Raw genomic sequence first — 25582 nt, forward strand, 5'->3', positions numbered from 1 at the left:
CTCTAATTGGCGTCAGTAAATTTGTGACTAATCAAACAAACACCAATGAGAGTTAACAATATAGATAGTTTTTTAGTAATGAAATTAACATTTTTAAAGAATAAAAGTCTAAATCTAGCAAAACAGCTTTTCTATTTAGCAGCGTTGCTTCCTTTTATTGCATTCGGACAAAAGGAGATTGTACCTGGCAGTAAGGATATCAATACCAAATATATCAAACCCGAAAAAACACTTTACACCGTGTATTATGTAAAAGGTACAGAATGGAAAAATATGGGAGCATTGACTTATGATATTTCTTTGGCCAACAATCAGCTAACTTTAGATAATACTTTTACTCCAAAAGATAATGGAAAACCTACTACGCGTATTAGTACAGCAGATGCCCTAACACTTAAAGCTGTTAGTTATTCTGATGAAACCAAAAACGCAAAACTGAATCTTAATTTTGGTGAAACGATTACAGGTAATTTCTATTCTAAGAAAACCAAAAAAGACAAAAAACTAAAACTTAAACCTAAAGAAGAATTTTTTGACTTCAACTGGACTGATCACTTAATTGGAACACTGCCATTGGATGTTGGATATAAAGGTCGTTTTCCGCAATTTTATTATAATGACGAGTCAAATGTGCTTGTTGAATATTACACGATCAAAGAAGTAAAAAGCTTTGACTACAATTCGCCAAGAACAGGAAAGCACGAAACATGGATTGTTTCAGTTCTTGAAGAAAGTACTAATGCCTATTATAATTATATTATAGATAAAAAAGACCGTCGTCTTTGGCAGCGTGAAATGTCTATGGCAAATGGAATGTGGGAGATTACAGTAAATGAGGAACTAGATTATCAGCCTATTAAAAATAAATTTAATAAAGAAGAAGTTGCCAGACAGATTTCCAGTGGTAATAGTGTCATAATTGGTACAGCTTATGCGAGATCAGATTCTGGTAAGAAATTAGGGGGTTTGGTTAATACAGCTAAGAAACAATTTGCGCCAAAAGGAACTGAGATTACTATTTTTCCAAGTTCAGCTTATTATGAGGAGTGGATAGAAGTCAACAAGAAAATCCGTAAGCAAAAGAAAATGCCAGAAGTCCCTTTGGATAGCGATTTTGGTTACTCAATTAAAAAAGCCAAAGTGTATGATGATCAAGGACATTTTGAATTTGCAGATCTAATGCCGGGAACTTACATCGTTATGGTTAGTTTTGATTTTACAAACTCGTATAATTATTCGTATGTGTCTGGTTATACCAATTATTATAATTATTTTGGTTATCAAGGTTCTACAACAAATTATGGTACAGCAAGACAATCTTATAATGATAAAGCTAACATTGAGAAGCGCGTAACGATTGATAAGGATGGAGAAAAGAAAGAGATCAACTTAAAAGAAATATAAAAAATAAGAGAGCCGTATCAGCAGAGAGTTAGATACGGCTTTTGTTTTTTATTAATTTTCCTGCTCAAATCTGGACATATACATGTACCAATTCCATTCCCAAGAATTTCCATTATCTTCAGAAAATGCTTGGCTCCAAACAGGATTATTTTTATCTCTAGCATCCCAACGAAAAATCACAACAATATCTTTTCCGTTAAAAATATCTTTAGTTATAAAATGGCCTACGTTATTCTCAAAAGAACCTAATACTGGCGGATCTAATTTTCCTTCATTAGAATCAGCCCAATAAATACTCCATAATTTACTTTTCGGATTAAACAATCTTACGGTCATGCCTTCAAACGGATGTCCATCAAAAGTGGCAAGAAAATTATCGATATTGCCAATTCCATTTAGAACCTTATACATTTCTTGTGTCGATTCAAATTCTGTCCATTCTGTACAATTGGACAATCTGGAATTGAGTTTCTTATTGCGAAGTTTCCATTTTCCTTCAAAAAAATTAAAATCATCTTTAGATGAAGTAGGAGAAGGCGTGATTATTAATTCTCCATTTGCATCAAAATTTATTTTTGGTATTTCTAAATTTTCAGTTTGCATCATTTTTAGTTCTTTGATTATTAGTTTGTTGATTTAAAAGTAATAATTTATGATGGATTGTTACCAATTGCTGCATTGAAAAATTTAATGAAGATGGCATACTGTCAATTGCTTTCTGTTTCGTTTCATATTCATTTTTGTCTTCATAATGGGTTATGGAAACCAAAAGATTTTTATCCTGAAAAACAGGCAGTCTTGGAAAATCATTTTCTTTCATTTCGCTTACCCAAAACGAAATATCAGTAACATCTATAGTTTTCAGAAACGGAATATATTCAACGTCAAATAGTTTTATTGTTTGTTCTAGTGTGCTATTGCAGATGTAGAAATCAATAACTGTAATGCCTTTATTAGTTTTAAGATTTGAGCTTTTATATAATGGTTTTAGCAAATAAACATTATCGGAGTTTATCATCATTTCGTTAGCAGCTTTGCCGTTTTCTTTCCACACAATGCTTTCGCAATAAAAGTCGTTTAGAAATTTTACTCTGGTTTCCATATTTTTAAAACCACGAAACCAAACGAATCGATCATTTGAGTTCTCAATTTTAAATTCTCCCAAAGTGTGACCGCCAAGTTCGTGCATAGATTCAACAAATTTCGAATGAAAAAAATCACTAAATGTGTCGGCTAAATTGGGTTTTAGTAAATAATTACGAATTTCCAATACTTTGATATCTTCTGAATTTTCTGGTGTATTATAAGTCATATTATTTCTATTTAAAATGTTTATACAAAGTAAATTAAATGATATCTTTATGGCAAGTAGGTACAAATTTGTATCCTAGATACTAAAAATATAGTAATGCTGATTATCAGTTTGTTAAAATTTATAAAATGATAAAAAAAAGTAAATTGGCTTATTGTCCTGTTGATTATGCTTTTCAAAGAATTGGTGGCAAATACAAAGGAAGAATCTTATGGTATTTAAAAGATGGCATTATGAGATATGGGGAATTAAAAAGAATTGTAGAAGGAATAACACCCAAAATGCTTACACAAACTCTTAGAGAATTAGAAGAAGATAAATTAATTAGAAGAAAGGTTTATAAAGAAGTTCCACCTCGTGTAGAATATCGCCTTTCTGAAACGGGAAAAGAATTAATTCCATTTATTGACCAGATGCGAATTTGGGGAGAAAAACAAATGGCTATGGATTAGCTTTTTAATTTCTTCTAAAGAATTATTCGGTATTAGAAAATTAGGTATTTTATTTAAAAATAATATATACTTTTATTAGCTGATTACTAACTGACTAATAGACCAAAAAACATGAGTTCTCAAAACCCAAAAAACGAAATAAGCCGACGCAAGTTTTTACAAAATAGTACATTAGCGACAGCTGGAATTTACTTAGGTATTTTAGGTATGCCTAAAGTATTCGGAAGTGTCTTGATGGATAAAGATGCCAAAGGTATTCCAGATATTAAATTGAATAATGGACTAAAAATGCCTATGCTTGGATTTGGAACTTACGGACTGAGTGGCGAGGTTTGCCAAAAATCTGTAGTCGAAGCCATATCATCAGGTTATCGTCTTATTGACACAGCAAAAGTATACGGAAATGAAGTAGAAGTAGGCAAAGCCATAAAGCAAAGCGGAATTGACAGAAAGCAGCTTTTTGTTACTTCGAAATTATGGGTTGATGATGCTGGTTACGAAAATGCTAAAAAAGGTTTTGAAGAAACACTAAGAAAACTACAAGTAGAATATCTGGATTTATATCTTATTCACCGTCCAAGAGGCGATGTAAAAGGATCTTGGAAGGCAATGGAAGAACTTTACAAAGCTGGAAAAATCAAAGCTATAGGAATTAGCAACTTTGATCCTCCGCAATTGACAGATCTTTTATCTTACGCTCAAGTAAAACCAGCTATAAATCAGATTGAAACTCATGCTTATTTTCAGCAGACAAATGACTATAAAGTGCTAAAACAGCATAATGTACAGATGCAGGCATGGGCGCCTTTTGCAGAAGGTCGTAACGGTCTTTTTACAAATGAAACATTAACTCAGATTGCCAAAAAGCACGGAAAAACTACTGCACAAGTGAGTTTAAGATGGCATTACCAACGTGGTATTGTTGCTATTCCGAGATCTTCTCAAAAAGCACATATTCTAGAAAACCTTAATGTATTTGATTTCAAGCTTGATGATGCTGATATGAAAGCGATTGAAAAATTGGATTTAAATAAAACTCAGTTTCCAGAATGGAGTTAAGATTTTTGTATGAAAACTATATTAAAAAGCCCGTTTCGATTGAAATGGGCTTTTTAGTTTGTAATTCTTTGAAGAACCATTTATAACTATTTTTAATCTAGTAAGTAAAGATTAAACGAATTTATAAAAAGCATTAGCGGATATTTTCAATGAATACCTATAAAATTTATGATATAATTTCATTCTTTGATTTATTCTTTTTTAATTTGATAGAGTCGAATCTTTATGAGGTATTTAAAAATGTGGATGCCTCATAAAGATTCACCTCATTTGCATTTTAAAGATATTTTTTAATGATTTATAACCAAGAAAATTTTCCAAAAGTATATTCTAAACGCAATGTAGGGGCTACTATAGCAATTTATATACTATTTGGACTTTTATGTGTCGCAATGCTTGCTTTGTTTGTCGCACTTCCATTAAGTATTCAGCTAGAACATAATAGCCTCTTATCTAATGGTGAGATGATCTTCGATCTTATCTATTTTCCATTGCTTCTTTGGGGTATTTGGGCTCTTTATAAAAATTACCAGAAGCAGAGGCAAAAGAAAGTCACTTTAATTTCTGTAGATCGTAATGGTCTGCATCATCATCAGTTTGATGGGAAGATTCAAAGTGTTTTATACAAAGATTTGGGGATTAGTACTGAAGATTATGTAAGCGATATTGATCGGAAAATGGGAACAAAATATTCTCCAAGTTATATTTTCGGTTTTAAAGATGGGAAACGCATTCCCATTCATTTCTCTACAGCAGAGAATGGATTGTCTTATTTGCCAAAGAATGAAAATCAGTTAATTGCTCATTTTTTGCAAGGCGTTATTTTATTTTGCCCACAAATAAAGGTTTCTCAAGCTGTCTTTGCTAATTATTTTATAAACCCCACGACTTTCGAAATCGATAAAAAAGCTCAAATAATCACGTATATAATAGCTTTTATATTAATTGTGATTATCCTGCTTGCAGTCGATCTATTTCTAAAATATGCTAAAGGATTTTCGCTATTATTTTAAATACAAACACAACTTCGCAAAATTTTCAGATTTTAACTTATCTTCGCTGTTTATAGATTTCCAAAAACAATTAATTACTTTAAAATCTAATTTGTGAAAAATAATCATGATGCCGCAGAAGACAATCAGCTAAAACGTGGACTGACTAATCGCCACATTCAATTAATTGCCCTAGGCGGATCAATAGGAACGGGACTTTTCCTCGGAATTGGTCCGGCGGCCGTATTAGCAGGACCATCTGTTATTTTAGGATATGCCATCGCCGGAATTATCGCTTTCTTTATTATGAGACAGCTTGGAGAAATGGTGGTTGAAGAACCTGTTTCAGGAAGCTTTAGCTATTTTGCCTATAAATATTGCGGTTCTTTTGCTGGTTTTGCATCAGGTTGGAATTATTGGATTTTGTATATTCTTGTTAGTATGGCCGAACTTACAGCCATTGGAGTTTATGTGCAGTTTTGGTGGCCTGAAATTCCGCTCTGGGCATCCAGTTTGTTTTTCTTTCTGGTTATTAATGCTTTAAATTTTGCTTCGGTAAAAGTGTACGGAGAAACTGAGTTTTGGTTTTCAATCATAAAAGTTGTTGCCATTATTGCCATGATTCTTTTTGGAACTTACTTATTGATAAGCGGAACAGGAGGAGAGCATGCAACAATTCATAATTTGTATAATGATGGAGGCTTTTTCCCGAAAGGTTTCTTCGAAAAAACTGCAAATGGCAGTTTTCAAGGTTTATTATCTGCAATGGCGCTTATTATGTTTTCTTTTGGAGGTTTAGAACTAATCGGAATTACCGCTGCTGAGGCCGAAAACCCAGAAAAAAACATTCCTAAAGCAACCAATCAGGTTATTTATAGAATCCTAATATTTTATGTTGGTGCATTGGTTATTTTGTTTGCCTTGTCACCTTGGAGACAAATTACGACAGATAGCAGTCCGTTTGTAATGGTTTTTCAGAATCTAAACGGAATGGAATTCGAATTGTTTGGCAACAAAATATACTTTACGCGTCTTATTGCCAACGTACTGAATTTAATTGTATTAACTGCTGCTTTATCCGTGTACAATAGTAGTGTTTACAGCAACTCACGAATGTTATTTGGTTTGGCAGATCAAGGCAGTGCTCCTAAGTTTTTAAAGAAACTGAACAAACAATCGGTGCCCGTTAATGCCATTTTAATTTCATCTTGTTTTGCAGCGATCTGTATTTTAATCAATAAAGTAATTCCAGAAGAAGCTTTTAGTATTTTAATGTCTTTAGTAGTATCCTGTTTGGTTATTAATTGGGTTATGATTTCGTATACGCATCTGCAATTTAGACGCACAAAAGACAATGAAAATATAAAAACCAAATTTGCTTCTATATTTTATCCAATAAGCAATTACATCTGTTTTGTATTTTTATTAGGCATTTTATGTATCATGTGGATGACCAATATGAAATTATCAGTAGAATTAATTCCTATTTGGCTGGGTATTCTTTTTGTATTTTATAAAGTTTTTAAAACAAAGAATACGTAGTTTTAATCGTATTTTTATTCTAGGCATTGAAAATCAGCATTGATATGATTTTCAATGCTTTTTTTTTCACTAGTCATGATAAAACAGTTTAGTTTATTCTGGTTACTTGCAATATGTTTTTCTGGTTTAGAAAAATAACCCTATTTGATAAAACTAAAATAAATTGTACCTTTTACATAGCTTTAAATTAAATGGGTTAAAATATAAATTATGATAAAGTCTATAAATCCTTATAATCAGGAAACGGTATACGAATCTGCTGAATTAGAGAGTCAAGATATTAAAAATGCAATTGACGCGGCAGATCTGCAATATAAATTATGGAGAGAAGTTCCGTTTTCAGAACGCTCCATATTGATGAAAGATGTTGGTCAGGAATTGAGAAAAAATGCTCGCGAATATGCTCAGATTATAACTGAGGAAATGGGAAAACCGATTACTCAATCATTAGCAGAAATAGAAAAATGTGCTGCTTTGTGTGATTTTTATGCGACGCATGCCTCTGAAATGCTTACAGATAAAATAATTGAAACAGAAGCGCATAAGAGTTATGTGAGCTACGAACCAATTGGAGTTGTTTTGGCTATTATGCCTTGGAATTATCCGTTCTGGCAAGTTATGCGTTTTGCTGTGCCTGCGCTGATGGCGGGAAATGTCGGAATATTGAAACATGCCAGCAATGTAATGAAGTGCGCCATGAGCATTGAAAAAATATTCGAAAAAGCTGGTTTTCCTAAAGGCTGTTTTACTAATCTGCCAATTGGCAGCAAAAAGGTAGAAGAAATCATTAGAAATCCAAAAGTGAAAGCTGTCACGCTTACAGGAAGTGAAGCAGCGGGTAGAGTTGTAGCAGCTGTTGCGGGAAACGAAATTAAAAAAACAGTGCTCGAACTTGGTGGAAGTAATGCCTTGGTTGTTTTTGCAGACTGTAATCTGGAGCAAACAGTAAAAACCTGTGTGCAGGCACGTTTTCAGAATGCAGGTCAGAGCTGTATCGCTGGAAAGCGCTTATTGGTAGAATCATCCATTGCAGAAGAATTTACAAAAGCTTTTCTGGAAGGTGTTAAAAGTCTTCGTCACGGAGATCCTTTAAGTGAAGAAACCACAATTGGAACTATGGCTCGTGTTGACCTTGCCGAAGAACTCGAAAAGCAACTTCAGCAGACACTAGAAAAAGGCGCAGTAGTTTTGCTGGGAGGCAAAAGAGATAAAGCTTATTTTGAACCTACTGTTATAGGGAATGTTACTCCAGATATGTCTATTTTTAAAGAAGAAATTTTTGGACCTGTAATCGGAATTACGACTTTTAAGAATGAAGAAGAAGCTGTCGAGCTTTCAAATAGCAGTCCATTTGGACTTGGGGTTACAATTTTTACGGAAGATTTTGAAAAAGCCACTCGATTAGTGCCAAAATTTGATGAAGGAGCAGTATTTGTAAACGAGCTCGTAAAGAGTGACCAAAGATTGCCTTTTGGAGGAACTAAAAATTCTGGATACGGACGTGAACTTTCACAAGATGGTATTCAGGAGTTTGTAAACAAGAAGACAGTTTACATTAATAAATATAAAAGTTAAATAAATTGATTTCTTTGCATCATACCATGAGCAATACATTTTCTGATAACAGCCAAATTGGAGTAGTTGCTACTTTTTCTGAGCTTGTGCATACCAATTTTAAAGGAGAAATGAATGCGCTTTGCTGGCACAGAAATTTAGATGGCGATTTTAAGGAAATTGTGGACAAACTGTCTTTAAAAGAAAATATAACAGAAGTTTCTCCTGAAGATTTAATTGATCTTAAACTCTCAGAAAAGGGAAATATAGCAAGAGAAATAATTTTAAACGACTTACAATTATTAGCCGATTTTGGAGCTTCGCCTTCTCTCAATTTACTGAAATGTTATGAACGTGATGATGAATTTGATTTCATATCTACAGATGTATATTCGTTTCACATAGATCGTTCGCCTATTGCAACAGACACTTTTTTATGCACCTATCACGGTACAGCAAGCGATATTGTTTCTAATACGCAGGCAGAACAAAAAATCTTAATTCCAGAAATTCGAGCAAAGCTAAAAGAGCTTCATGATGGACCAGAGGAAGAATTCGAAGATTTTTTAAAGGAAAATTATTTTGATTTACATTATCAATTACACGAAGATGCAGAACCTATTAATCTCGGCTTAGGATATCTTTGGCGTCTGGCTGTAGATCATCCTAAACAAGAAGTATTGCCTTGTATTCATAGAGCACCAGTAGAAAATGATGGAGAATATAGATTGTTGTTGATTTGTTGATGAAACTATTTACGTATATTTGAGCTATGAACAAACAAACTCCTTTTTCGGTATGTGGAGAATCATTGTTGGCTCCAATGCACATTTGCGGTTTTTTCGATTCGAGAGAACAGCAATATGAAGTAATCATTCCTTATATTTTAGAAGGTTTGGAAGGCAATGATAAAGTCATAAACATTCTCGAAGGAAACCGTCATGGTGAACACTGCCGTTGTCTGACTGAGAATGGAATTTCTATTGCTGAAAAACTATCAAGCGGCCAATTGGAAGTGATGGCTTCTGAAAATTCTTATATCAAAGATGGCGAGTTCGCCGCAGATAAAATGTACAAAATGCTCGAACAGACTTTATTATCGGCTTCGAGAGCGGGTTATGATAGTGTTAGAGCATGCGGAGATATGGTTTGGGCTCTTAAAAACCTGCCAGGAACTGATGAACTTTTAGAGTATGAAGCAAGATTGAATCTTCTTACTCCACAACATTCAGTTTCATTAATTTGTATGTACGATATCAGCAGCTTTAGCCAAAAAGCACTTGCAGATATATTGCTTACACATCCTTATGTGATTAAGGACGGAAAAATTAACAAAAATCCGCATTATGTAGAACCTTTAGAATTACTTTCTAGTCTTTCTTCTCGAGATGGTGCACTTAAATCTTAAGTATTATATATTCTAATTCATCGAAGAGTTTAATGACAGTGTCAAATATCCAAGTGGTAGTTTAATTAAAAGCTTAAAAAGACTACAAAAATATTCTTAAATATAACAAAAGTATTTATTTTTGTTATATTTATGCAAACAAACTGATTCTCAGTATTGTAATAGTTTAATTGTTAAAGAAAAAACGGAATTCAGCGCTGATAAAAAAACGTTAAAAGCATTCTTAATTTTAAAGTGGCACAATTCCTGCCTGCAAAAAAATCATTGAATAATCAGAGCGCTTAATCGGTGTTCTAAAAAATTAAAATAAATGAAAAGATTTAAATGTATGTATGTTTTTGTGGTAGTGTTATTATCAACATTTACGTATGGTCAGGAAAGTTTAAAAATGTTTGTAAAAGAAAGTAAAGTGCCATGTACGGGTGTTGGCCCTATGGAATGTCTGCAGGTAAAGTATGATAATGACAAAGAATGGCAATTATTTTATGATCATATTGAAGGTTTTAATTTTGAAAAAGGAAATCGATATGAGTTACTGGTAACGAAAACAAAAAGACCACAACCTATTCCAGCTGATGCCTCTGCGTACCAATATAAACTGAAAAGTATTATTTCTAAAACTCCTGTAAATAAGGAAAAAGGAATTTATGATACCAAAATGATTTTAACTCAGTTAAACGGAAAAAAGGTAAACAGCGGAAAAGCATTTATCACCATTAATGATGAAACGGGTACAATAAGCGGTAAAAACGGATGTAATAATTTCAACGTAAAATACACGAAGCTTTCTTCAAAAAATCAAATTAAGACCAATTCTCCTATGGGAACTTTAATGGCTTGTGACGACGAAAGTATGAAATTAGAAAAAGAATTTAGCGCTGCGATAACCAACAAAAAGTTCAAAATTGTAAAGAAAAACAATACAGTGCAGTTTAAAAATACTAAGAACAAAGTGGTTATGGAATTCTCTATTCCAACTCAAGACCAACTGTGGAGTTTTATTGGAAAAAATAATTGGAAACTGATCGCCCTAGAAAATGTTGGACAAGATTACGGAAAAGCTTCTATTAAATTTAATGTAGCAGAAAAGAAAGTAAGCGGAAACACAGGTTGCAACAACTTCGCTGGAACTTATGAAACCAACGGTGATCATATTTCTTTTGATAAAGTAGCAGCTACATTAATGGCATGTATTGGTGAAGAAGGAAATAAAACAGAGCAAAAAGTATTGTCTTATTTAAATAATAAAGACTTACGTTTTGATGTAGCAGACCAAACGCTTAATTTTTATCTTAACGATAGATTGGTCATGATGTTTGGCATTACAAAATAAACCTGTTATATAAGCCATCTTTAAATAGATGATGATTTATATAAAATGATTAGAAAACCAGTGAAGTTGATTTCACTGGTTTTTTTATTTTATGACGCGATAACTCATTTGAGTGGCTTCTGGTTACATTAAATCTATACCTCTATGTATATAATTTGCAAGAAAAACTCCTTTTCTTGTTAAATGAGTTTCATTTCCCTTTTTATCTTCATACACTGAAATTAATCCTAGTTCTTCATATTTAGGCATATCTAATACGTGAGAGATATTTTTCTTTTCTGTCAATTCGGTAACAAAATTCAAATATTTTTTTCTTTCGTCTTCAGAAAAACTATCTATAATTTTAATTACATCTCGAATTGTTGATATATCCAAATCAGTATCAACTATATCCAAATCCGCAGCCCAATCCTGTTTAGAAAAAATTTGAAGAGCTTTCTGATCATTTAGTAATTTAGTGATTCTGTCCTTATATTTTTCAGCAGTAAAATTGTGTCGTTTTAGATCTTCTTGATTTTGGGTACTTAATTCATTTAATTCAGATTGTAATGCATCATTTCTTTCTTTTAAATCTCTGATTTGACTTGTCCCAGCTTCTGCATCAGCAATTTTTCTTCTTTGATGTGCTTCACGTTCTTCAATCAGTAATTTATTTTCATGAATTAACATTGCTTTTTTTGATTCAATTCTTGTTGCTCTAGAAAGAAATAAATCGAAAAAGATATTTAAATATGGTAAGATAAGTATATAAAAGAGAGCAAATCCCAAAGGAATAAGAAAATTGCTAGTTTGATAATATCTTTCCCTAATCCATTCTATTTTACAATGGACTGGCCAATCTGAAAAGAATAAAATGGCAAACATTTCCCAATTAAAAAAAATAAAAGATAATATGAATGACCCAATAAAAGGGCTTTTAATTCTTTCTTTTGAATTATTTAATATGCTTGAAAAAAAATCTTTTACAGTTTCCATTTAATTTTTAGGTAAACATAATAAATATTTAAAAGGGAAATTAGTGTATTTTTACTTAAAAAATAAAAACTTACACTCTTGTTTGAAAAAGCGCATAGTCAGAGACATTTGCGCAGCTTTTCATAAGAATACTTCGTAGAGCGGAGTGTTCTTTCAGTTTTTTGAAAAAAGTTTATAGTATTTTATCGACACTCTATCGCAACAATTATTAACAATTTCAAGTATAATGGTCAATAGAACAAGATTAATTTTATCGAATTAGAGAATGAAATATTGCGGATGAAATTTTGTTTATGCCTTTGTTGTAGTGGAGGTTGGTTGCAAGTTTCTAGTAATAAAAAAAGAGGTCATTTAGACCTTTTTTTATGCCCTATACTGTTAATAAAAATTACTATACTTTTTGAATAGGTGGCTTTTTTATTTAAAAATGAGTGTGTAATTTTATCACCTATATTTGTAAAAACAAATAAAGCCCAATCTTACATTTTGTAAGTGGGCTATTATAAGTTCTTATTTTATTAATTTAAATCTAATTCCAATGAAAAAAGATTCAAACAAAGCCACTTGGGGCTGCTCCGAGAAATTGAGTATTTTCTTAATTCTAATACACCAAGAAGATGGCTAAGAAGAAAAAGAAAACAAACAAAAAAAGGAATCAGTGTACTAATAAGCAATTATTTTTAATGTGCCTTGCAAGCTTAATTAATAATTCGCCGTTGTATATTGATAACCTCGGAAAACTAATCGAATGGTTGCGAAACCTACGCTCTTAGTTATTAGACCTAGCCTGCTAGGTCTTTTTTATTTAATGTAATATTACAAATGTTACATTGTAATATTATGTTAACTTACAACTTATCAATTCATTCTACTTATCAAAAAATAAATGAAAAAAATTGCGCTACGTGATTTATTTGAATACAAAGATAAAAAGTAATTCGTATAATTTGTACAAATAACAAACTTTTGTTGTAGTTTTTTTGAAGATCTAGTTAGATGTTTTAATGAAGTTAGAAGTAATGATTAAATAGAAGCTGAAATCATAAGTTTTTCTGTAGATTTAGAGTAACTATTTTCCAATCAATTTCTCCAACCTCACCATCATTTCATCTTTTTCCTTCAACATTCTTTCATACAAAGCAATTTTTTCTTCGTGTAGTTGAATTATTTTTTCAATTGGATTATAATTATTAATTACAAAACCAATTGCACTATCATTGTTGTTAAATGTATTTGCAATTACGTTTACCGCTTGCTCCTCATCAAAATTCTGAAAAGCTTCAACAGGAATTTTCAAAACGGCTGAGATTTGTTTTAGCAGTTTTTCTTCAATAACATCTTTTTACTCCAGCATAGAAATTTTCTTTTGGTTCCAGTCTTCGCCCAGATCATAAGCCAAAGCTTCCTGCTTTATGTTAAGCATTTCTCTAAAACGTTTTACGTTTCTTCCCTGATGTATTTTCTGTTCCATAATGAATATTGAGTTTTCTGAAGATTCAAAGATAAAGCCATTTGGGCTAAAAATCATGAGTTTCAAAGATAAAAAAATATTTCTAAGAAGAATTGTTTTGTAAGAATAATATAGTTGTTTTTCGAATAGATTATCCTTTAGAAAGAAGAGAATTTCGCTTTAAAATTTTAAATCTATAAGCCATGAAAAAGAATAAAACAACCTTCGAAACCAGCTTCTGGGCAGGATATGCAGCGGGAAATCCCTTTAAGGCAATCAATGCTTTTTTTGCTTTTGCACATCTCGATTATTACAAACAAAGTTTAAGCGAAGCGGTACTATACAGCTATAAAACAAAAGTCTACAAACAGGACAATCCTTCGGATGTTTTTGTTTTGTATACCATTATCAAATCTTTCCTCAAAGTGTGTTCCTGTTTGAAAGAGAAAAGCAAAAAATGGATAATAAAAGATTCTCTGCGATCTGAAACTGTTTTTCATTTTTCTTCTCTAACAAAAGAAGAATACGAGAACCCATTTATGGTATTTCAAAAAGCATTTGCAGAAAAAACACTAGAAGAATTTGAATCATTTCTATACCAAATCCTAGAGCTTTCATTGTCTCCACATTCCGCAGATCCCGACCCAGATTTGATGACGCCTTATATTCATCTGATAAAAATGTTTGATGCAGTTGAACTCATAAGAGAAAGGGGAGTTGAGAAAATCAAGAAAAAGGTTCTCGTTTGATTCTCTATCAAGATAAAAGTCCCATTGCTACAGAAATGGGACTTTTCAATTTTTTATCCTCATACAAAATAATTTGCAAATCATTTTAGGAATGATTGAATGAAATTGGACTTTTTTTAAGTTAATTTGAAAGATATTTATTTTGAAATTTTAGCTTAAAAACAGGTTTGCATTAAAACCGAATTGCATTTAATGAGTAGAGATAATAGTGCAGATTTATAAATATAGAGTTGCGAATGTGTGATTATTTAAGGCGAATTTATATTGTCTTACATTCGTAATCATCTTTTTTTAAAATTTGTATTCCGACTTGTTTTTCTCAGTTGCAGAATCCATTATTATAAATTAAAAAAAACTTTAAATAACCACCAAAATATGAAACCAGAACATTTAACAGAATTAAGCGATCAGGAGCTTTTGCAGAAAATGAAAAAATTAAAAACCAATAAAATAATTGACGCTGTACTTATTGGAGCTACAATCGGAATTACGGTTTATGGCGTTGTAAATAAAGGTTTTGGAATCTCTGTTTTCTTTCCTTTAATAGTTGGATATGTAATTATGAGAAATTCGAAAAACAATGAACTATTGTATCAAGAAGTACAAAAAGAACTCGAAACTCGAAACTCAAAACAATAAACATTTTTCCGAAAAGAGATTTAAAGCAAAATGAAAAAACTAATTCCGATTTTACTGCTTTTCAATGCTTTTCTTGTGAGTTGCAAACAAGAGGCAAACCAAGTTAAAATAGATTCTAAAAGCGAAACAGCAATTGAGCCGAAAGTTCAAACTTTACAAATAGAACCTATTGATTCTACGCAATTTCCGAAATTATTGAAATACGAAGGATTTGTAAAAAATGCTGTTCGCTGGAAAGATAAACTAGGAGACAATATTGTAATAACTACAGAAACCGGAAATTACAGAAACGAAAAATTTCAGCATGAATTTGACGAAGGCGGAGATGCGGAATTATTCGGCTATCATTTTTTAGTAAAAAACGGCCAGCCAGTTCAAACTTGGAAAGTGTACGATTATATTCAAGATTGTCCGGTTGATATTGTGGCATCGTTTGTAAAAGATAGCTTTGAAATTACCGATTTGGATAATAACGGAATTGCAGAGATTTGGTTGATGTACAAAACGATATGTCATGGCGATGTGAGTCCTTGCGAAATGAAGATTATCATGTATGAAGGAAAACAAAAATTTGCTATGCGTGGCGAAAGCAAAGTTCAAGTAGGAATTGGCGATAACGGAGAAAAATTATTTGAAGGTGGCACTTACAAATTGGATAGTGCATTTGAAAAAGGTCCCAAAAAATTTAAAGATTTCGCTTTAAACTTATGGAACAAAAATATAATTTAATGATTTTAAGATTACTATTGCCACTGAAAATGGCACTATAAAGCAATCATTGAGAAGATTAAAAGAAATAAAATTATGAAAAAATCACTATTTGCAATTTTGACATTTGTATTTGCTGTTACAAAAACTTATGCAGGTTGGTATGAATGTTTTAGCTATAAAGGTAAAATTGATAAATATTCCATTTCACTATCTTTTCAAATAAAAGATGGGTATTTTGGCGAAAAAAACAAAAAAGATTTCAACGTTATTGGGGTTTATAAGTACGATAGCCATAATAACCCAATTAGACTTGAAGGCAAATTTGATCATAAAAAGAACAAAATCTTATTGTACGAAATCAATAATGATAAATATACAGCCACATTTGAATTTAATTTCTCAAAAGAAAAATGTACTGGACATTGGACAAACCTTCTAACTAATAAACGATTGTCTTTAGAATTAACCAATACTTCGATTTTAATTGATCAAATAGAAGAAAATGAGTTTAATAATATTGATATTTTGCAAGCAAATTCATTGGACGCATTTTATTTTATTGGCGTTTATTCAAAAAAGAAGAATCATGATACCGCACAAATGGATCGACTAAAAATTATCAATAAAAAAGATAATACCGTCTTTCAAATAATTGATTTTTCAAAAATAGAAACTTTGACGGGCAATATAAGAACCATAATTTTTGATAACGTTGAGATAATCGATAATAAGAAAAAAGAACTGATTGTTTGGAATGATGTTGGAAGAATGGGAGGTTATCTAACCATTCAATTTGATTCGAAAACCAATAAATTTAAACTAGATCCGAAGCCAACAATTGATGGTCCAAATTGATGTAGATAATAGCTTTAGAATTAATGTTAACTAAATGAAACGGTTTAATATGGCAAAAAGAATTACAATTATACTTTTATTGAGTTTTCTATCTTTTGTATTGTTTTTTGTAGCTACTAAACTGTCACAGATATATAATAAAAAACACTACGATACTAGTTACAAAAGCTACCAAGAGGGTATTAATGCTGAAAATTATGTTCTACTGCCAGTTTCGAAAGTTATTCAGCAAGATGTAATATCTGGAAACATCAATTTTGATACTTTAAGCCATAAATTTATTCTTCCGCTAAAACATCAATATTATGATGAACAAAAACAAGAAGCTACTGTAACTAACTGCACATATGTATTTGATAAAAAGGGCGTTTTGATTTCTAAAACAGAATCTGCGGAGGAAAGCGAACAAGAAAACGAATTTGAGCATTGCGTAAAATTAGAAGATATTCTTTTCGACAATAGCAAATTGGTTAGCGTTGCCTATTTCTTAAAAGAGAGTTATCGTTACGACTGGAATCCTTTTAGAGGATTTGGCAGTCCAACTGGTGCTGGAAGAAATATGACTTGGAAAGGAACTGCATATGTCGATTTAAAATTGAAAAAAGAAAGTTTAAAACTTAAAATAGAAGAAGTATTTGCCGAAAACTTTTTTTCGAATAAAGTTGAAAGAAATGATTTTGCATTATATATAAGTCTTTATCAGTTGCCCATTAAATTTCAAAAAATGTCAAGCGTCAGTTTTTTCGTGAGGCATAAAGCATACGGTCCAAATGAGTTGTATGTTATTAAATCAAAATAAATAGAATTACGGCTTTTCTTGATATGCATCTTTTAAAGGAATAAAGATACCATATTCGTTATCTTATTATAACCTTTAGATTTAAGCTGGAGACGGATATAAAGATTTGACTTTTGAATATAAAAAAATATGTTAAAGTTGCATTATTTCTAAATTTGGAAAAGAAAAGTCAAGATTTGTGCTACTCAATTGTATTTTAACCCCACTAAATTTGCCAGTACAAAAGAACAATTCTTTAATAATTGAAATCTTCTCGATGAAGTTAGCTTACATCTTATTCTTACAAATTTGTCTTTTAACTATTCCGAATAGTTATAGCAACTCTATTGTGAAGAAAATAAATATTCATACAGCAACTGAATCAATCCATGAGACGATAACTCCTGCTAATGCGTTAGTAAATAAAGCGCTTTCAGATTCTGATGAATTAAAATTTGTTCTACTAGAAAATACTTCAGAAACGGAGAAATGTAACAGTTCTTTACCTGCAGCTCCGCTTAATTTACATTTCAAAAGCTTAAAGGATGATTGTTTTGTTTATATTGAAAATATAAAATTGAACAGTCAAGGATTATGTGAACGCAACATAACTCCTTTTAGAAACATGTCACGAAATATCCTATTTCACAGCTTAAAAATCCACATTTAATTCTTATTACTGCTTAATTGAATTTGGCGCATTTCTGTCATGGTAAAATTTAATTTTTTATCTTGAGTAAAGAGTTATGCTCAAATTTTCGCAAAACACTTATTATCTGCAAGTTATTACCACGTTTTGCAGCAAATAAGACAGGTGTATATTTTGTTCTAGAAAATACATTTCTAAATACTTGTCCAAGTAGCATTCTATGTTGGATAATGTAATTATTACCCTCTTTAATCCATTTTTATTGTCTAAAGAAATCATTATTGATCTAAAAAAAAGAGATCAGTTATGCGGATCTCTATATACATAACCCAAAATATTTTACTATGCATTTAACACCTAGAGAAATTGAGAAGCTGATGCTGCATACAGCTGGCGAACTTGCTCAAAAGAGAAAAGCCCGTGGCTTAAAATTAAATTATCCTGAAACGATTGCTCTTATCAGCAGTGAACTGATGGAACGTGCACGAGACGGCAAAACAGTAGCCGAATTGATGCAGTATGGCGCGACACTGCTTCGTAAAGAAGATGTAATGGAAGGCGTTGCAGAAATGATTCATGATATACAGATTGAAGCAACATTTCCAGATGGGACTAAATTGGTAACTGTGCACAATCCTGTGCGATAAACTTAAAAAAATACTGCGATGATTCCAGGAGAAATTATATTAAAAGAAAGCGCTATTATTTGTAATGATAGCCGTGAAACGTTAACTATAAAAGTTACCAATACCGGAGACCGACCAATTCAGGTAGGTTCACATTTTCATTTTTTTGAAGTGAATAGAATGATGTCTTTTGACAGAGAAAAAGCATTCGGAATGCGATTAAACATTATTGCCAGTACAGCAGTGAGATTTGAGCCAGGAGAAGAGAAAGAAGTTGAATTGACTCAATTTGGCGGAAACCAGCGACTTTTTGGACACAACAACTTAGTAGACGGAGACTTATCTCCGCATAACAAAGCTGTTGCATTAGAACGTTTAAAAGAAGGCGAATTTAAAAATGTGAAATCATGAGTTTAGAAGTAACTAGAAAAAATTATACAAGTATTTTTGGTCCAACTGTAGGAGATCAAATACGTTTAGGAGATACAAATCTTATTATAGAAATTGAAAAAGATTTCTGCTCTTACGGAGATGAGGCAAAATTTGGAGGAGGAAAAACCGTTAGAGACGGTATGTGCCAATCTTCAACTGCTTTACGTGATGAAGGTGTTCTCGATTTTGTAATTACTGGTGCTACAATTATTGACCACTGGGGAATTGTAAAAGGAGATATTGGTATTAAAGATGGAAAAATTGTTGGTGTTGGTAGAGCGGGAAATCCAGATACTATGGACAATATTACACCTGGCATGATTATCGGAGCTTCTACAGAAGTTCATGGTGGACATGGGTATATCGTTACAGCAGGAGGGATTGATACGCACATACACTTTATCAGCCCTACTCAAATAGAAACAGCATTGTACAGTGGTATTACAACCATGATTGGTGGTGGAACTGGCCCTGCTGACGGAACAAATGCAACAACTGTAACACCTGGAAAACATAACATTAAAAGAATGTTGCAAGCTGCAGAAGCATTTCCTGTAAATGTTGGTTTCTTCGGAAAAGGAAATGTGGCTACAGGAGCTCCAATTGAAGAACAAATTGAAGCTGGAGCATTGGGAGTAAAAATCCATGAAGATTGGGGAGCAACTCCTGCCGTGATAGATGCTTCTCTAAAAGCAGCAGACAAGTATGATGTGCAAGTAGCAATTCACACGGATACGCTTAACGAAGCAGGATTTCTTGAAGATACTATGAATGCTATAGCAGGACGTGTTATCCATACATTCCACACCGAGGGAGCAGGTGGAGGTCACGCACCAGATATTATCAAGGCCGCAATGTACCCAAATGTATTGCCAGCATCTACAAATCCAACTAGACCGTATACGACAAATACTATAGATGAGCACTTAGATATGTTAATGGTTTGTCATCATTTAAGTCCAAAAATTCCAGAAGATGTGGCTTTTGCCGATTCACGTATTCGCCCTGAAACTATTGCGGCAGAAGACGTGCTTCAAGATATGGGAGTATTCAGTATCATGAGTTCTGATTCGCAAGCTATGGGACGTGTTGGTGAAGTAATTACCCGCACTTGGCAAACGGCAGATAAGATGAAAATACAAAAAGGGTACTTAGCCGAAGACGAAGCAAACAAAAACGACAACTATCGTGCAAAAAGATATGTGTCTAAATACACAATTAACCCTGCAATTGCACACGGAATTTCTAATTATGTTGGATCAATAGAAGCAGGCAAAATTGCTGACTTGGTAATTTGGAAACCTTCATTATTTGGAGTTAAGCCAGAAATTATCGTAAAAGGAGGTTTTATTGCCGCAAGCAAAATGGGGGATGCTAATGCTTCTATTCCAACACCGCAACCTATTATTATGCGTAATATGTTTGGAGCTTATGGTAAAGCTTTAACTAAAACAGTTTTCACCTTTGTTTCTCAAGCTGGTATCGATAATAATATTGCCGAAGAATATGGTTTGGAAAAGAAATTACTAGCAGTTTCAAATTGCAGAAATATTGGCAAGGCTGATATGATTCATAACAACGCAACTCCAGAAATCATGGTAAATGCTGAAAACTATACCGTAACAATCGATGGAGAAAAAATCACTTGCGAACCTGTGGATAAACTTCCATTAGCACAATTATACTATCTGTTTTAATTAATAAAAATTCTATTTCTCACTGTAATAGTTTGTCTTATTACAGTGAGAATTGAAATAAAAAACAAAAGAAATTTATGAGTACTTGGAAAATTAATTTGGGTTTAATTCTTCTCTTAGTATGTACGTCTTTAACAACGGTTCATGCACAGAAAGGATCTTTAATGCTTTATGGTTCTTTAACCTATAAAGACAATAATAATACGGGTAGCAGTTTTGGTGCAAACCCAATCGGAGTTGGATATTTTTTTAATGATCACGTCGTTGCAGGGATGAATTTTGCTTTTGATCAAGAGAAAAACGCAGCAGGAAATCTTACTGATTCTAAACACGAGATAGGTCCGTTTTACAGTGATTCTTGGAATATTGGAGATCATTTTGCCATCATTGCTCAGGCTGATGCGCATTATGTATGGGGAAATACGCTTATGAATACTCCAGGATCTTACAGCTACAACGGCTATTTAGGAAGAATCTATCCAATTGTAGCCGTATTTCTAGGTCATGGATGGGCGCTAAAAGCCAAATTCTGTGAATTATCATATGAAAACACTACAGGAAATGATGCAAATAAAACGAGTAATCGAACATTTATTGCTGGAATAAATGGGTCAACATTAGGACTCGGAGTTTCAAAAAACATCTCCTTTAAAAAATCAAAATAATGATTATACAACAGATAATAGGTAATCCAAAAACACATTCAATTGAAGGTCTTGAGATAGATCTTCTGGAAATAGAGTGGTTTGAAACTACCAAGAGAATTCAGCGCAAGCGAACAAATTCAGGAGTAGAAATTGCGATTAAGTTTATTCAGGAAGGACAGCGATTGAATCAAGATGATATTCTTTATCAAGATGATAAAAAAGCAGTCGTTGTAAACATTAAACCTTGTGAAGCGATTGTAATGACACCGTTGTCTTTATTAGAAATGGGTACGATCTGTTATGAAATTGGAAACAAACATCTTCCATTATTCATTCAGAATGATCAGATTATGATGCCTTTTGAAATGCCAATGTTTAGATGGCTTGAAGCGAGTGGTTACAAACCAGAAAAACAGGAGATAAAGCTCTTGCATTTGCTAAAATCAAATGTTGCGCCTCACGGTCACGGAAATTCGTCCCTTTTTACAAAAATCCTAAATATGGCTTCTTCAAATGACTAATATAGAAAACACTTATTTAGGAAGTCTTCTTCATTTGGCAGATCCGACTTTACCTATTGGAGGCTACACACACTCCAACGGATTGGAGACTTATGTTCAGGATGAAGCGGTAAATTCTGTAGCTTCAGCAAAAGAGTTTGTATCAAACATGTTAATGTATAACATTAAATACAATGATGCATCTTTCTTGAAATTAGCTTATGTAGCGGCTGCAAATAATGATTTGGAAACTATCGTAAAATTAGATCAAGAATGCAGCGCTTTAAAAAGTCCACGAGAAATACGTGAGGCAAGTCAGAAGTTGGGAATTCGACTAATTAAGATTTTTCGAAGACAAAAAGCCTTTGAACTTATTGATGGTTATGAACGTGCAATTGCCAATAAAGAAGCAATGGCACATTATTGTATTGCTTTTGGATTGTACGCACAGTTATTAGAAATTCCGTTAGATGAAGCTTTATTCGCATTCTATTACAATGCCGCTATCGGAATGATTACCAATTCGGTTAAGCTAGTGCCTTTAGGACAATTAGATGGACAAGATGTTTTATTCGAATTACAACCGCTGATTAAAAAATTAGCAAAAGAAACACTAACAATCGACAGAGAACTTGTTGGTCTTTGCAGCATTGCGTTTGATATTCGATGTATGCAGCATGAAAGACTTTATTCAAGATTATACATGTCGTAACAAAGAGAAAAGAAGAAAGAAAAACAAAAAGAAAAAGAAAATGGAAACTAGAAAATATGTTAAAGTAGGAGTGGCAGGACCTGTTGGATCAGGAAAAACTGCATTGTTAGAACGTTTGAGCCGAAAAATGCTGAACGACTATAATTTAGGCGTAATTACCAATGATATCTATACAAAAGAAGATGCTGAGTTTATGGTGAAGAATAGTCTTTTGCCAAAAGAGAAAATCATTGGAGTAGAAACAGGAGGTTGCCCTCACACTGCAATTCGCGAAGATGCGAGTATGAATTTGGAGGCGGTAGATGAATTAGTTTCTCGTTTTCCTGATATCGAATTAATTCTAATTGAAAGCGGTGGAGATAACCTTTCAGCAACCTTTTCGCCAGATTTGGCCGATGTGACGATTTTCGTAATTGACGTAGCTGAAGGAGAAAAAATCCCTCGTAAAGGCGGACCTGGCATTACAAGATCTGATTTGCTTTTGATTAATAAAATCGACTTAGCGCCTTATGTTGGAGCAAGTTTAGAGGTAATGGAAAATGACGCTAGAAGAATGAGAAAAGGTGCGCCGTTTGTATTCTCAAACCTTAGATCTACAGAAGGAATTGATGAAGTTATTGGCTGGATCAAGAAATATGCATTGCTAGAAGATATTGAAGAACCAAATTTAGTTCGTTAATCAAATGGTAAGTACCCTAAAAATAGAAGTAGAAAAAAGGGATGGGGAATCATTTTTAAGAGATGCATACGTGACACAGCCTTTCAGGATTATGCCTGTTGGACAGTATAAGTCTGATGGAGCTTCGTATTTGATGATCATGAGTTCATCACCTGGAATTTTAAGCGGTGATGTTTATGATATTCAAGTGAATGTAAAAGAAAATGCCCGTTTGCAATTGCAGTCACAATCCTATCAGCGATTGTTTAATATGGATGGGAGTGCTTCGCAGATCATGAATGTCAAAATGGAAAAAGGAACTTCTTTCTCTTATGTTCCTCATCCTGTGGTGCCTCATGAAGACTCAACATTTAAAAGTCATAATAAGATTTACATCGAAGATGATTGTGATTTGACGATAAGCGAAATTATTACCTGTGGACGTAAACATCATGGAGAAACTTTTAAATATGCTCATTTTCAAAATCTTCTAGAGGTTTTTCATCACGATAGATTGGTCTTAAAAGATAATGTTCTATTAAGACCAGATATTATGCCTTTATCAGCTATGGGTTTACTGGAAGGCTTTACACATCAAGGAACTTTTGTGTATCTAAACACAAGGAATGAGGATGTGAAGGAGGATATCGAATTCTTTTTTAAAGAATTGGAAGGATTGGAAAACGTAGCATTTGGAATCAGTGAATTAGAATCAAATGGTTTTGTCATTAGAATTCTAGGACATGGAGGAGAGCAAATGTTTGATTTCTTTAGAAAAGTGCAGGATGTACTTTGGGAACAAAATGTAGCAATACAAATTTAAACAGCTTATGGATTCAAATTTAATAGCATTATCAATTACAGCGATCAGCATCAGCTTTTTTCATACGGCTTCGGGACCTGATCATTATTTGCCATTTATTGTTTTATCCAGATCGAGAAAATGGAGTATGTCTAAGACCATTATGCTTACAATAGTTTGCGGTTTCGGACATATTCTGAGTTCGGTAGTTTTAGGATTTATTGGAGTTTTCTTAGGATGGCAAATCAATAAAATAACATTTTTCCAAGATTTTAGAGGCAATATTGCAAGCTGGGCATTGCTGTTATTTGGTGCAATTTATCTTGTCTATGGACTTTGGGCTGCTTACAAAAACAAAGCGCATAAACACTTTGACGTAATGGGAGAAGATGTATTTGTGTTTTCGCATAAACATGGAGAAGTAGTTATGCCCACTAATCGAGTAAAAGTAACGCCTTTGGTTTTGTTTGCCATTTTCGTAATGGGGCCAAGTGAACCGCTAATTCCTTTATTATTCTATTCTGGATTGAAACGTTCTGTTGGTGAAATTTCTACAATTATTGGTGTTTTTACTCTCAGTACTGTTTTGACTATGCTTGGTATGGTGCTTTTAGGAGTATATGGATATTCTTTTTTCAAAACAGAAAAATTAGAACGTTATACCCCAGCAATTAGCGGAGCAGTAGTTTTAGCATGTGGTGTCGGGATGGTCTTTTTAGGCTGGTAATTCAAATAATTTTTATTTCTAGAAGTATACACAAATGAAAAAAATAAAATCAATAGTAGAAACAGTGCTTAAAGGCATTGGACAAATCATGCTTCAAGAAAGTGCTTGGACAGGATTATTATTTTTAATTGCGATATCTTATGACTCGATCCTGATGGGAGTTGCAGCTTTGCTAAGTTCTATAATTGGTACTGCGACAGCAAAAATTTGCAATTTCAGTGACGAAAATATAAAAGCAGGTTTATACGGATTTAATGCAACGTTAGTCGGAGTAGGATTAGTTTTCTTCTTTGAAACCAGTCTGTTAATATGGTTTTTACTTGTTTTAGGATCTGTACTAAGCACGTTGCTTATGGAATTTTCTATTCGCAAAAAAATACCCTTTTTCACCTTTCCTTTTATTGTCATTACTGTAGTTGCTGTTTTGAGTATTCAGCACTTTGGATTAGCAGTTGCAAGAATACCAGCAGCTAATGTAGAGATGCCCGAACTTGAAGATTTTGCAGTAGCGGCACATGCCTATAGTGAAGTGATTTTTCAAGGAACTATTGCAGCTGGTTTGCTGTTTTTTATTGGGGTTTTTCTAAACAATCCCACAGCGGCATTGTACGGATTTGTAGCGGCAGTAATTGCAGCGGCAATTGCGCATTTTGATCAAGATTCTGTAAAATTAATAGAAGATGGAATGTTCAGTTTCAACGCTGTTTTATGCGGAATTGCATGTAGCGGAACAAAACCAAGAGATGGACTGTATGTATTGTTATCAGTAGTTATAGCAACATACTTTGACATTTTTATGATGCATAACGGATGGATTACACTTACGTTTCCATTTGTTTTATCAATGTGGGTAATTGTTTCCTTAAAAAAAATAATAAGTCGTTTTGAAAGTAAAATGGCAATTGTAAAAGAAAATTAA

The 25582-nt window shown here is 32.9% G+C and carries 28 protein-coding genes and 1 pseudogene; 25 read left to right on the forward strand and 4 right to left on the reverse strand.

Going from position 1 to position 25582, the window contains the following annotated elements:
* The first annotated feature begins 45 nt into the window (after positions 1 to 45).
* The gene (locus JI750_RS12580) at positions 46 to 1404 is read left to right on the forward strand and encodes a DUF3108 domain-containing protein (protein ID WP_236673039.1); all 1359 of its coding nucleotides are present in this window, start codon (positions 46 to 48) and stop codon (positions 1402 to 1404) included.
* Positions 1405 to 1455: 51 nt separating this feature from the next.
* On the opposite strand, the gene JI750_RS12585 is transcribed toward JI750_RS12580, so the two are convergent.
* Positions 1456 to 2010, reverse strand: a complete 555-nt coding sequence (locus JI750_RS12585; protein ID WP_202002295.1) for a hypothetical protein — start codon at positions 2008 to 2010, stop codon at positions 1456 to 1458.
* Positions 1997 to 2716, reverse strand: coding sequence for an NIPSNAP family protein (locus JI750_RS12590; protein ID WP_202002297.1), 720 nt, complete (start codon positions 2714 to 2716; stop codon positions 1997 to 1999). Before JI750_RS12590 ends, JI750_RS12585 begins: the two co-directional genes overlap by 14 nt.
* Before the next feature lie 128 nt (positions 2717 to 2844).
* Between JI750_RS12590 and JI750_RS12595 the strand changes: the two genes are divergently transcribed.
* The 8 genes from JI750_RS12595 to JI750_RS12630 all read left to right on the forward strand — a co-directional run bounded on the left by JI750_RS12595 (position 2845) and on the right by JI750_RS12630 (position 11056).
* Complete coding sequence (locus JI750_RS12595) at positions 2845 to 3168, forward strand: winged helix-turn-helix transcriptional regulator (RefSeq protein WP_202002300.1); 324 nt, start codon at positions 2845 to 2847, stop codon at positions 3166 to 3168.
* Positions 3169 to 3279: 111 nt separating this feature from the next.
* Positions 3280 to 4227 (forward strand): aldo/keto reductase, encoded by a 948-nt coding sequence (locus JI750_RS12600; protein WP_202002303.1) that lies wholly within the window; start codon positions 3280 to 3282, stop codon positions 4225 to 4227.
* Positions 4228 to 4520: 293 nt separating this feature from the next.
* Positions 4521 to 5240: a hypothetical protein gene (locus tag JI750_RS12605; RefSeq protein WP_202002306.1), complete on the forward strand. Its 720-nt coding sequence runs from the start codon at positions 4521 to 4523 to the stop codon at positions 5238 to 5240.
* A gap of 93 nt (positions 5241 to 5333) precedes the next feature.
* Positions 5334 to 6761 carry an amino acid permease gene (locus tag JI750_RS12610; protein ID WP_202002308.1) on the forward strand — a complete coding sequence of 476 codons (1428 nt, stop codon included), beginning with the start codon at positions 5334 to 5336 and terminating at the stop codon, positions 6759 to 6761.
* A gap of 210 nt (positions 6762 to 6971) precedes the next feature.
* Complete coding sequence (locus JI750_RS12615; RefSeq protein WP_202002310.1) at positions 6972 to 8336, forward strand: NAD-dependent succinate-semialdehyde dehydrogenase; 1365 nt, start codon at positions 6972 to 6974, stop codon at positions 8334 to 8336.
* A 26-nt stretch (positions 8337 to 8362) separates the two neighbouring features.
* The gene (locus tag JI750_RS12620) at positions 8363 to 9061 is read left to right on the forward strand and encodes a DUF1826 domain-containing protein (protein ID WP_202003147.1); all 699 of its coding nucleotides are present in this window, start codon (positions 8363 to 8365) and stop codon (positions 9059 to 9061) included.
* Between the two features lie 26 nt (positions 9062 to 9087).
* Positions 9088 to 9723 (forward strand): MEDS domain-containing protein, encoded by a 636-nt coding sequence (locus JI750_RS12625; protein WP_202002312.1) that lies wholly within the window; start codon positions 9088 to 9090, stop codon positions 9721 to 9723.
* 310 nt (positions 9724 to 10033) lie between these two features.
* A complete protein-coding gene (locus JI750_RS12630) occupies positions 10034 to 11056 on the forward strand; it encodes an META domain-containing protein (protein ID WP_202002313.1) in 1023 nt (340 codons plus the stop codon).
* A gap of 123 nt (positions 11057 to 11179) precedes the next feature.
* Here JI750_RS12630 and JI750_RS12635 read toward each other — a convergent pair whose 3' ends face one another.
* The gene (locus JI750_RS12635) at positions 11180 to 12031 is read right to left on the reverse strand and encodes a hypothetical protein (RefSeq protein WP_202002315.1); all 852 of its coding nucleotides are present in this window, start codon (positions 12029 to 12031) and stop codon (positions 11180 to 11182) included.
* A gap of 1069 nt (positions 12032 to 13100) precedes the next feature.
* Positions 13101 to 13502 (reverse strand): annotated as a pseudogene (locus JI750_RS12640) (XRE family transcriptional regulator).
* A 182-nt stretch (positions 13503 to 13684) separates the two neighbouring features.
* On the opposite strand from JI750_RS12640, the gene JI750_RS12645 reads away from it, so the two are divergent.
* The 16 genes from JI750_RS12645 (at position 13685) to JI750_RS12720 (ending at position 25582) form a co-directional block, all read left to right on the forward strand.
* A complete protein-coding gene (locus JI750_RS12645) occupies positions 13685 to 14230 on the forward strand; it encodes a hypothetical protein (protein WP_202002318.1) in 546 nt (181 codons plus the stop codon).
* Between the two features lie 375 nt (positions 14231 to 14605).
* Positions 14606 to 14869: a hypothetical protein gene (locus JI750_RS12650; RefSeq protein WP_202002322.1), complete on the forward strand. Its 264-nt coding sequence runs from the start codon at positions 14606 to 14608 to the stop codon at positions 14867 to 14869.
* 30 nt (positions 14870 to 14899) lie between these two features.
* On the forward strand, positions 14900 to 15598 hold the full coding sequence (locus JI750_RS12655; RefSeq protein WP_202002325.1) for a M949_RS01915 family surface polysaccharide biosynthesis protein: 699 nt from the start codon (positions 14900 to 14902) through the stop codon (positions 15596 to 15598).
* Positions 15599 to 15673: 75 nt separating this feature from the next.
* Complete coding sequence (locus JI750_RS12660; RefSeq protein ID WP_202002328.1) at positions 15674 to 16435, forward strand: hypothetical protein; 762 nt, start codon at positions 15674 to 15676, stop codon at positions 16433 to 16435.
* Between the two features lie 49 nt (positions 16436 to 16484).
* A complete protein-coding gene (locus tag JI750_RS12665; protein ID WP_202002331.1) occupies positions 16485 to 17234 on the forward strand; it encodes a hypothetical protein in 750 nt (249 codons plus the stop codon).
* Positions 17235 to 17490: 256 nt separating this feature from the next.
* On the forward strand, positions 17491 to 17883 hold the full coding sequence (locus JI750_RS12670) for a hypothetical protein (RefSeq protein WP_202002336.1): 393 nt from the start codon (positions 17491 to 17493) through the stop codon (positions 17881 to 17883).
* Between the two features lie 323 nt (positions 17884 to 18206).
* Positions 18207 to 18509, forward strand: coding sequence for an urease subunit gamma (gene ureA, locus JI750_RS12675; RefSeq protein WP_111425036.1), 303 nt, complete (start codon positions 18207 to 18209; stop codon positions 18507 to 18509).
* A gap of 18 nt (positions 18510 to 18527) precedes the next feature.
* Positions 18528 to 18899 (forward strand): urease subunit beta, encoded by a 372-nt coding sequence (gene ureB, locus JI750_RS12680; protein ID WP_202002339.1) that lies wholly within the window; start codon positions 18528 to 18530, stop codon positions 18897 to 18899.
* Positions 18896 to 20617, forward strand: coding sequence for an urease subunit alpha (gene ureC / locus JI750_RS12685; protein ID WP_202002342.1), 1722 nt, complete (start codon positions 18896 to 18898; stop codon positions 20615 to 20617). The genes ureB and ureC overlap by 4 nt, the downstream gene beginning before the upstream one ends.
* A 77-nt stretch (positions 20618 to 20694) precedes the next feature.
* Positions 20695 to 21282 carry a hypothetical protein gene (locus tag JI750_RS12690; RefSeq protein WP_202002345.1) on the forward strand — a complete coding sequence of 196 codons (588 nt, stop codon included), beginning with the start codon at positions 20695 to 20697 and terminating at the stop codon, positions 21280 to 21282.
* Positions 21282 to 21785 carry an urease accessory protein UreE gene (ureE, locus tag JI750_RS12695; RefSeq protein WP_202002348.1) on the forward strand — a complete coding sequence of 168 codons (504 nt, stop codon included), beginning with the start codon at positions 21282 to 21284 and terminating at the stop codon, positions 21783 to 21785. The genes JI750_RS12690 and ureE overlap by 1 nt, the downstream gene beginning before the upstream one ends.
* Position 21786: 1 nt before the next feature.
* The gene (locus tag JI750_RS12700) at positions 21787 to 22476 is read left to right on the forward strand and encodes an urease accessory protein UreF (protein ID WP_202003151.1); all 690 of its coding nucleotides are present in this window, start codon (positions 21787 to 21789) and stop codon (positions 22474 to 22476) included.
* A 40-nt stretch (positions 22477 to 22516) separates the two neighbouring features.
* Positions 22517 to 23155, forward strand: a complete 639-nt coding sequence (gene ureG, locus JI750_RS12705; protein WP_144213159.1) for an urease accessory protein UreG — start codon at positions 22517 to 22519, stop codon at positions 23153 to 23155.
* A gap of 4 nt (positions 23156 to 23159) precedes the next feature.
* Entirely contained in the window at positions 23160 to 23957 is a 798-nt protein-coding gene (locus JI750_RS12710; RefSeq protein ID WP_202002350.1) for an urease accessory protein UreD, read from the forward strand.
* A 7-nt stretch (positions 23958 to 23964) separates the two neighbouring features.
* Positions 23965 to 24663, forward strand: coding sequence for a hypothetical protein (locus tag JI750_RS12715; protein WP_202002352.1), 699 nt, complete (start codon positions 23965 to 23967; stop codon positions 24661 to 24663).
* A 34-nt stretch (positions 24664 to 24697) separates the two neighbouring features.
* A complete protein-coding gene (locus JI750_RS12720) occupies positions 24698 to 25582 on the forward strand; it encodes an urea transporter (protein ID WP_202002354.1) in 885 nt (294 codons plus the stop codon).

Origin of the sequence: Flavobacterium tagetis (assembly GCF_016735615.1) — a bacterium.
In the GTDB taxonomy this organism is placed as follows: domain Bacteria; phylum Bacteroidota; class Bacteroidia; order Flavobacteriales; family Flavobacteriaceae; genus Flavobacterium; species Flavobacterium tagetis.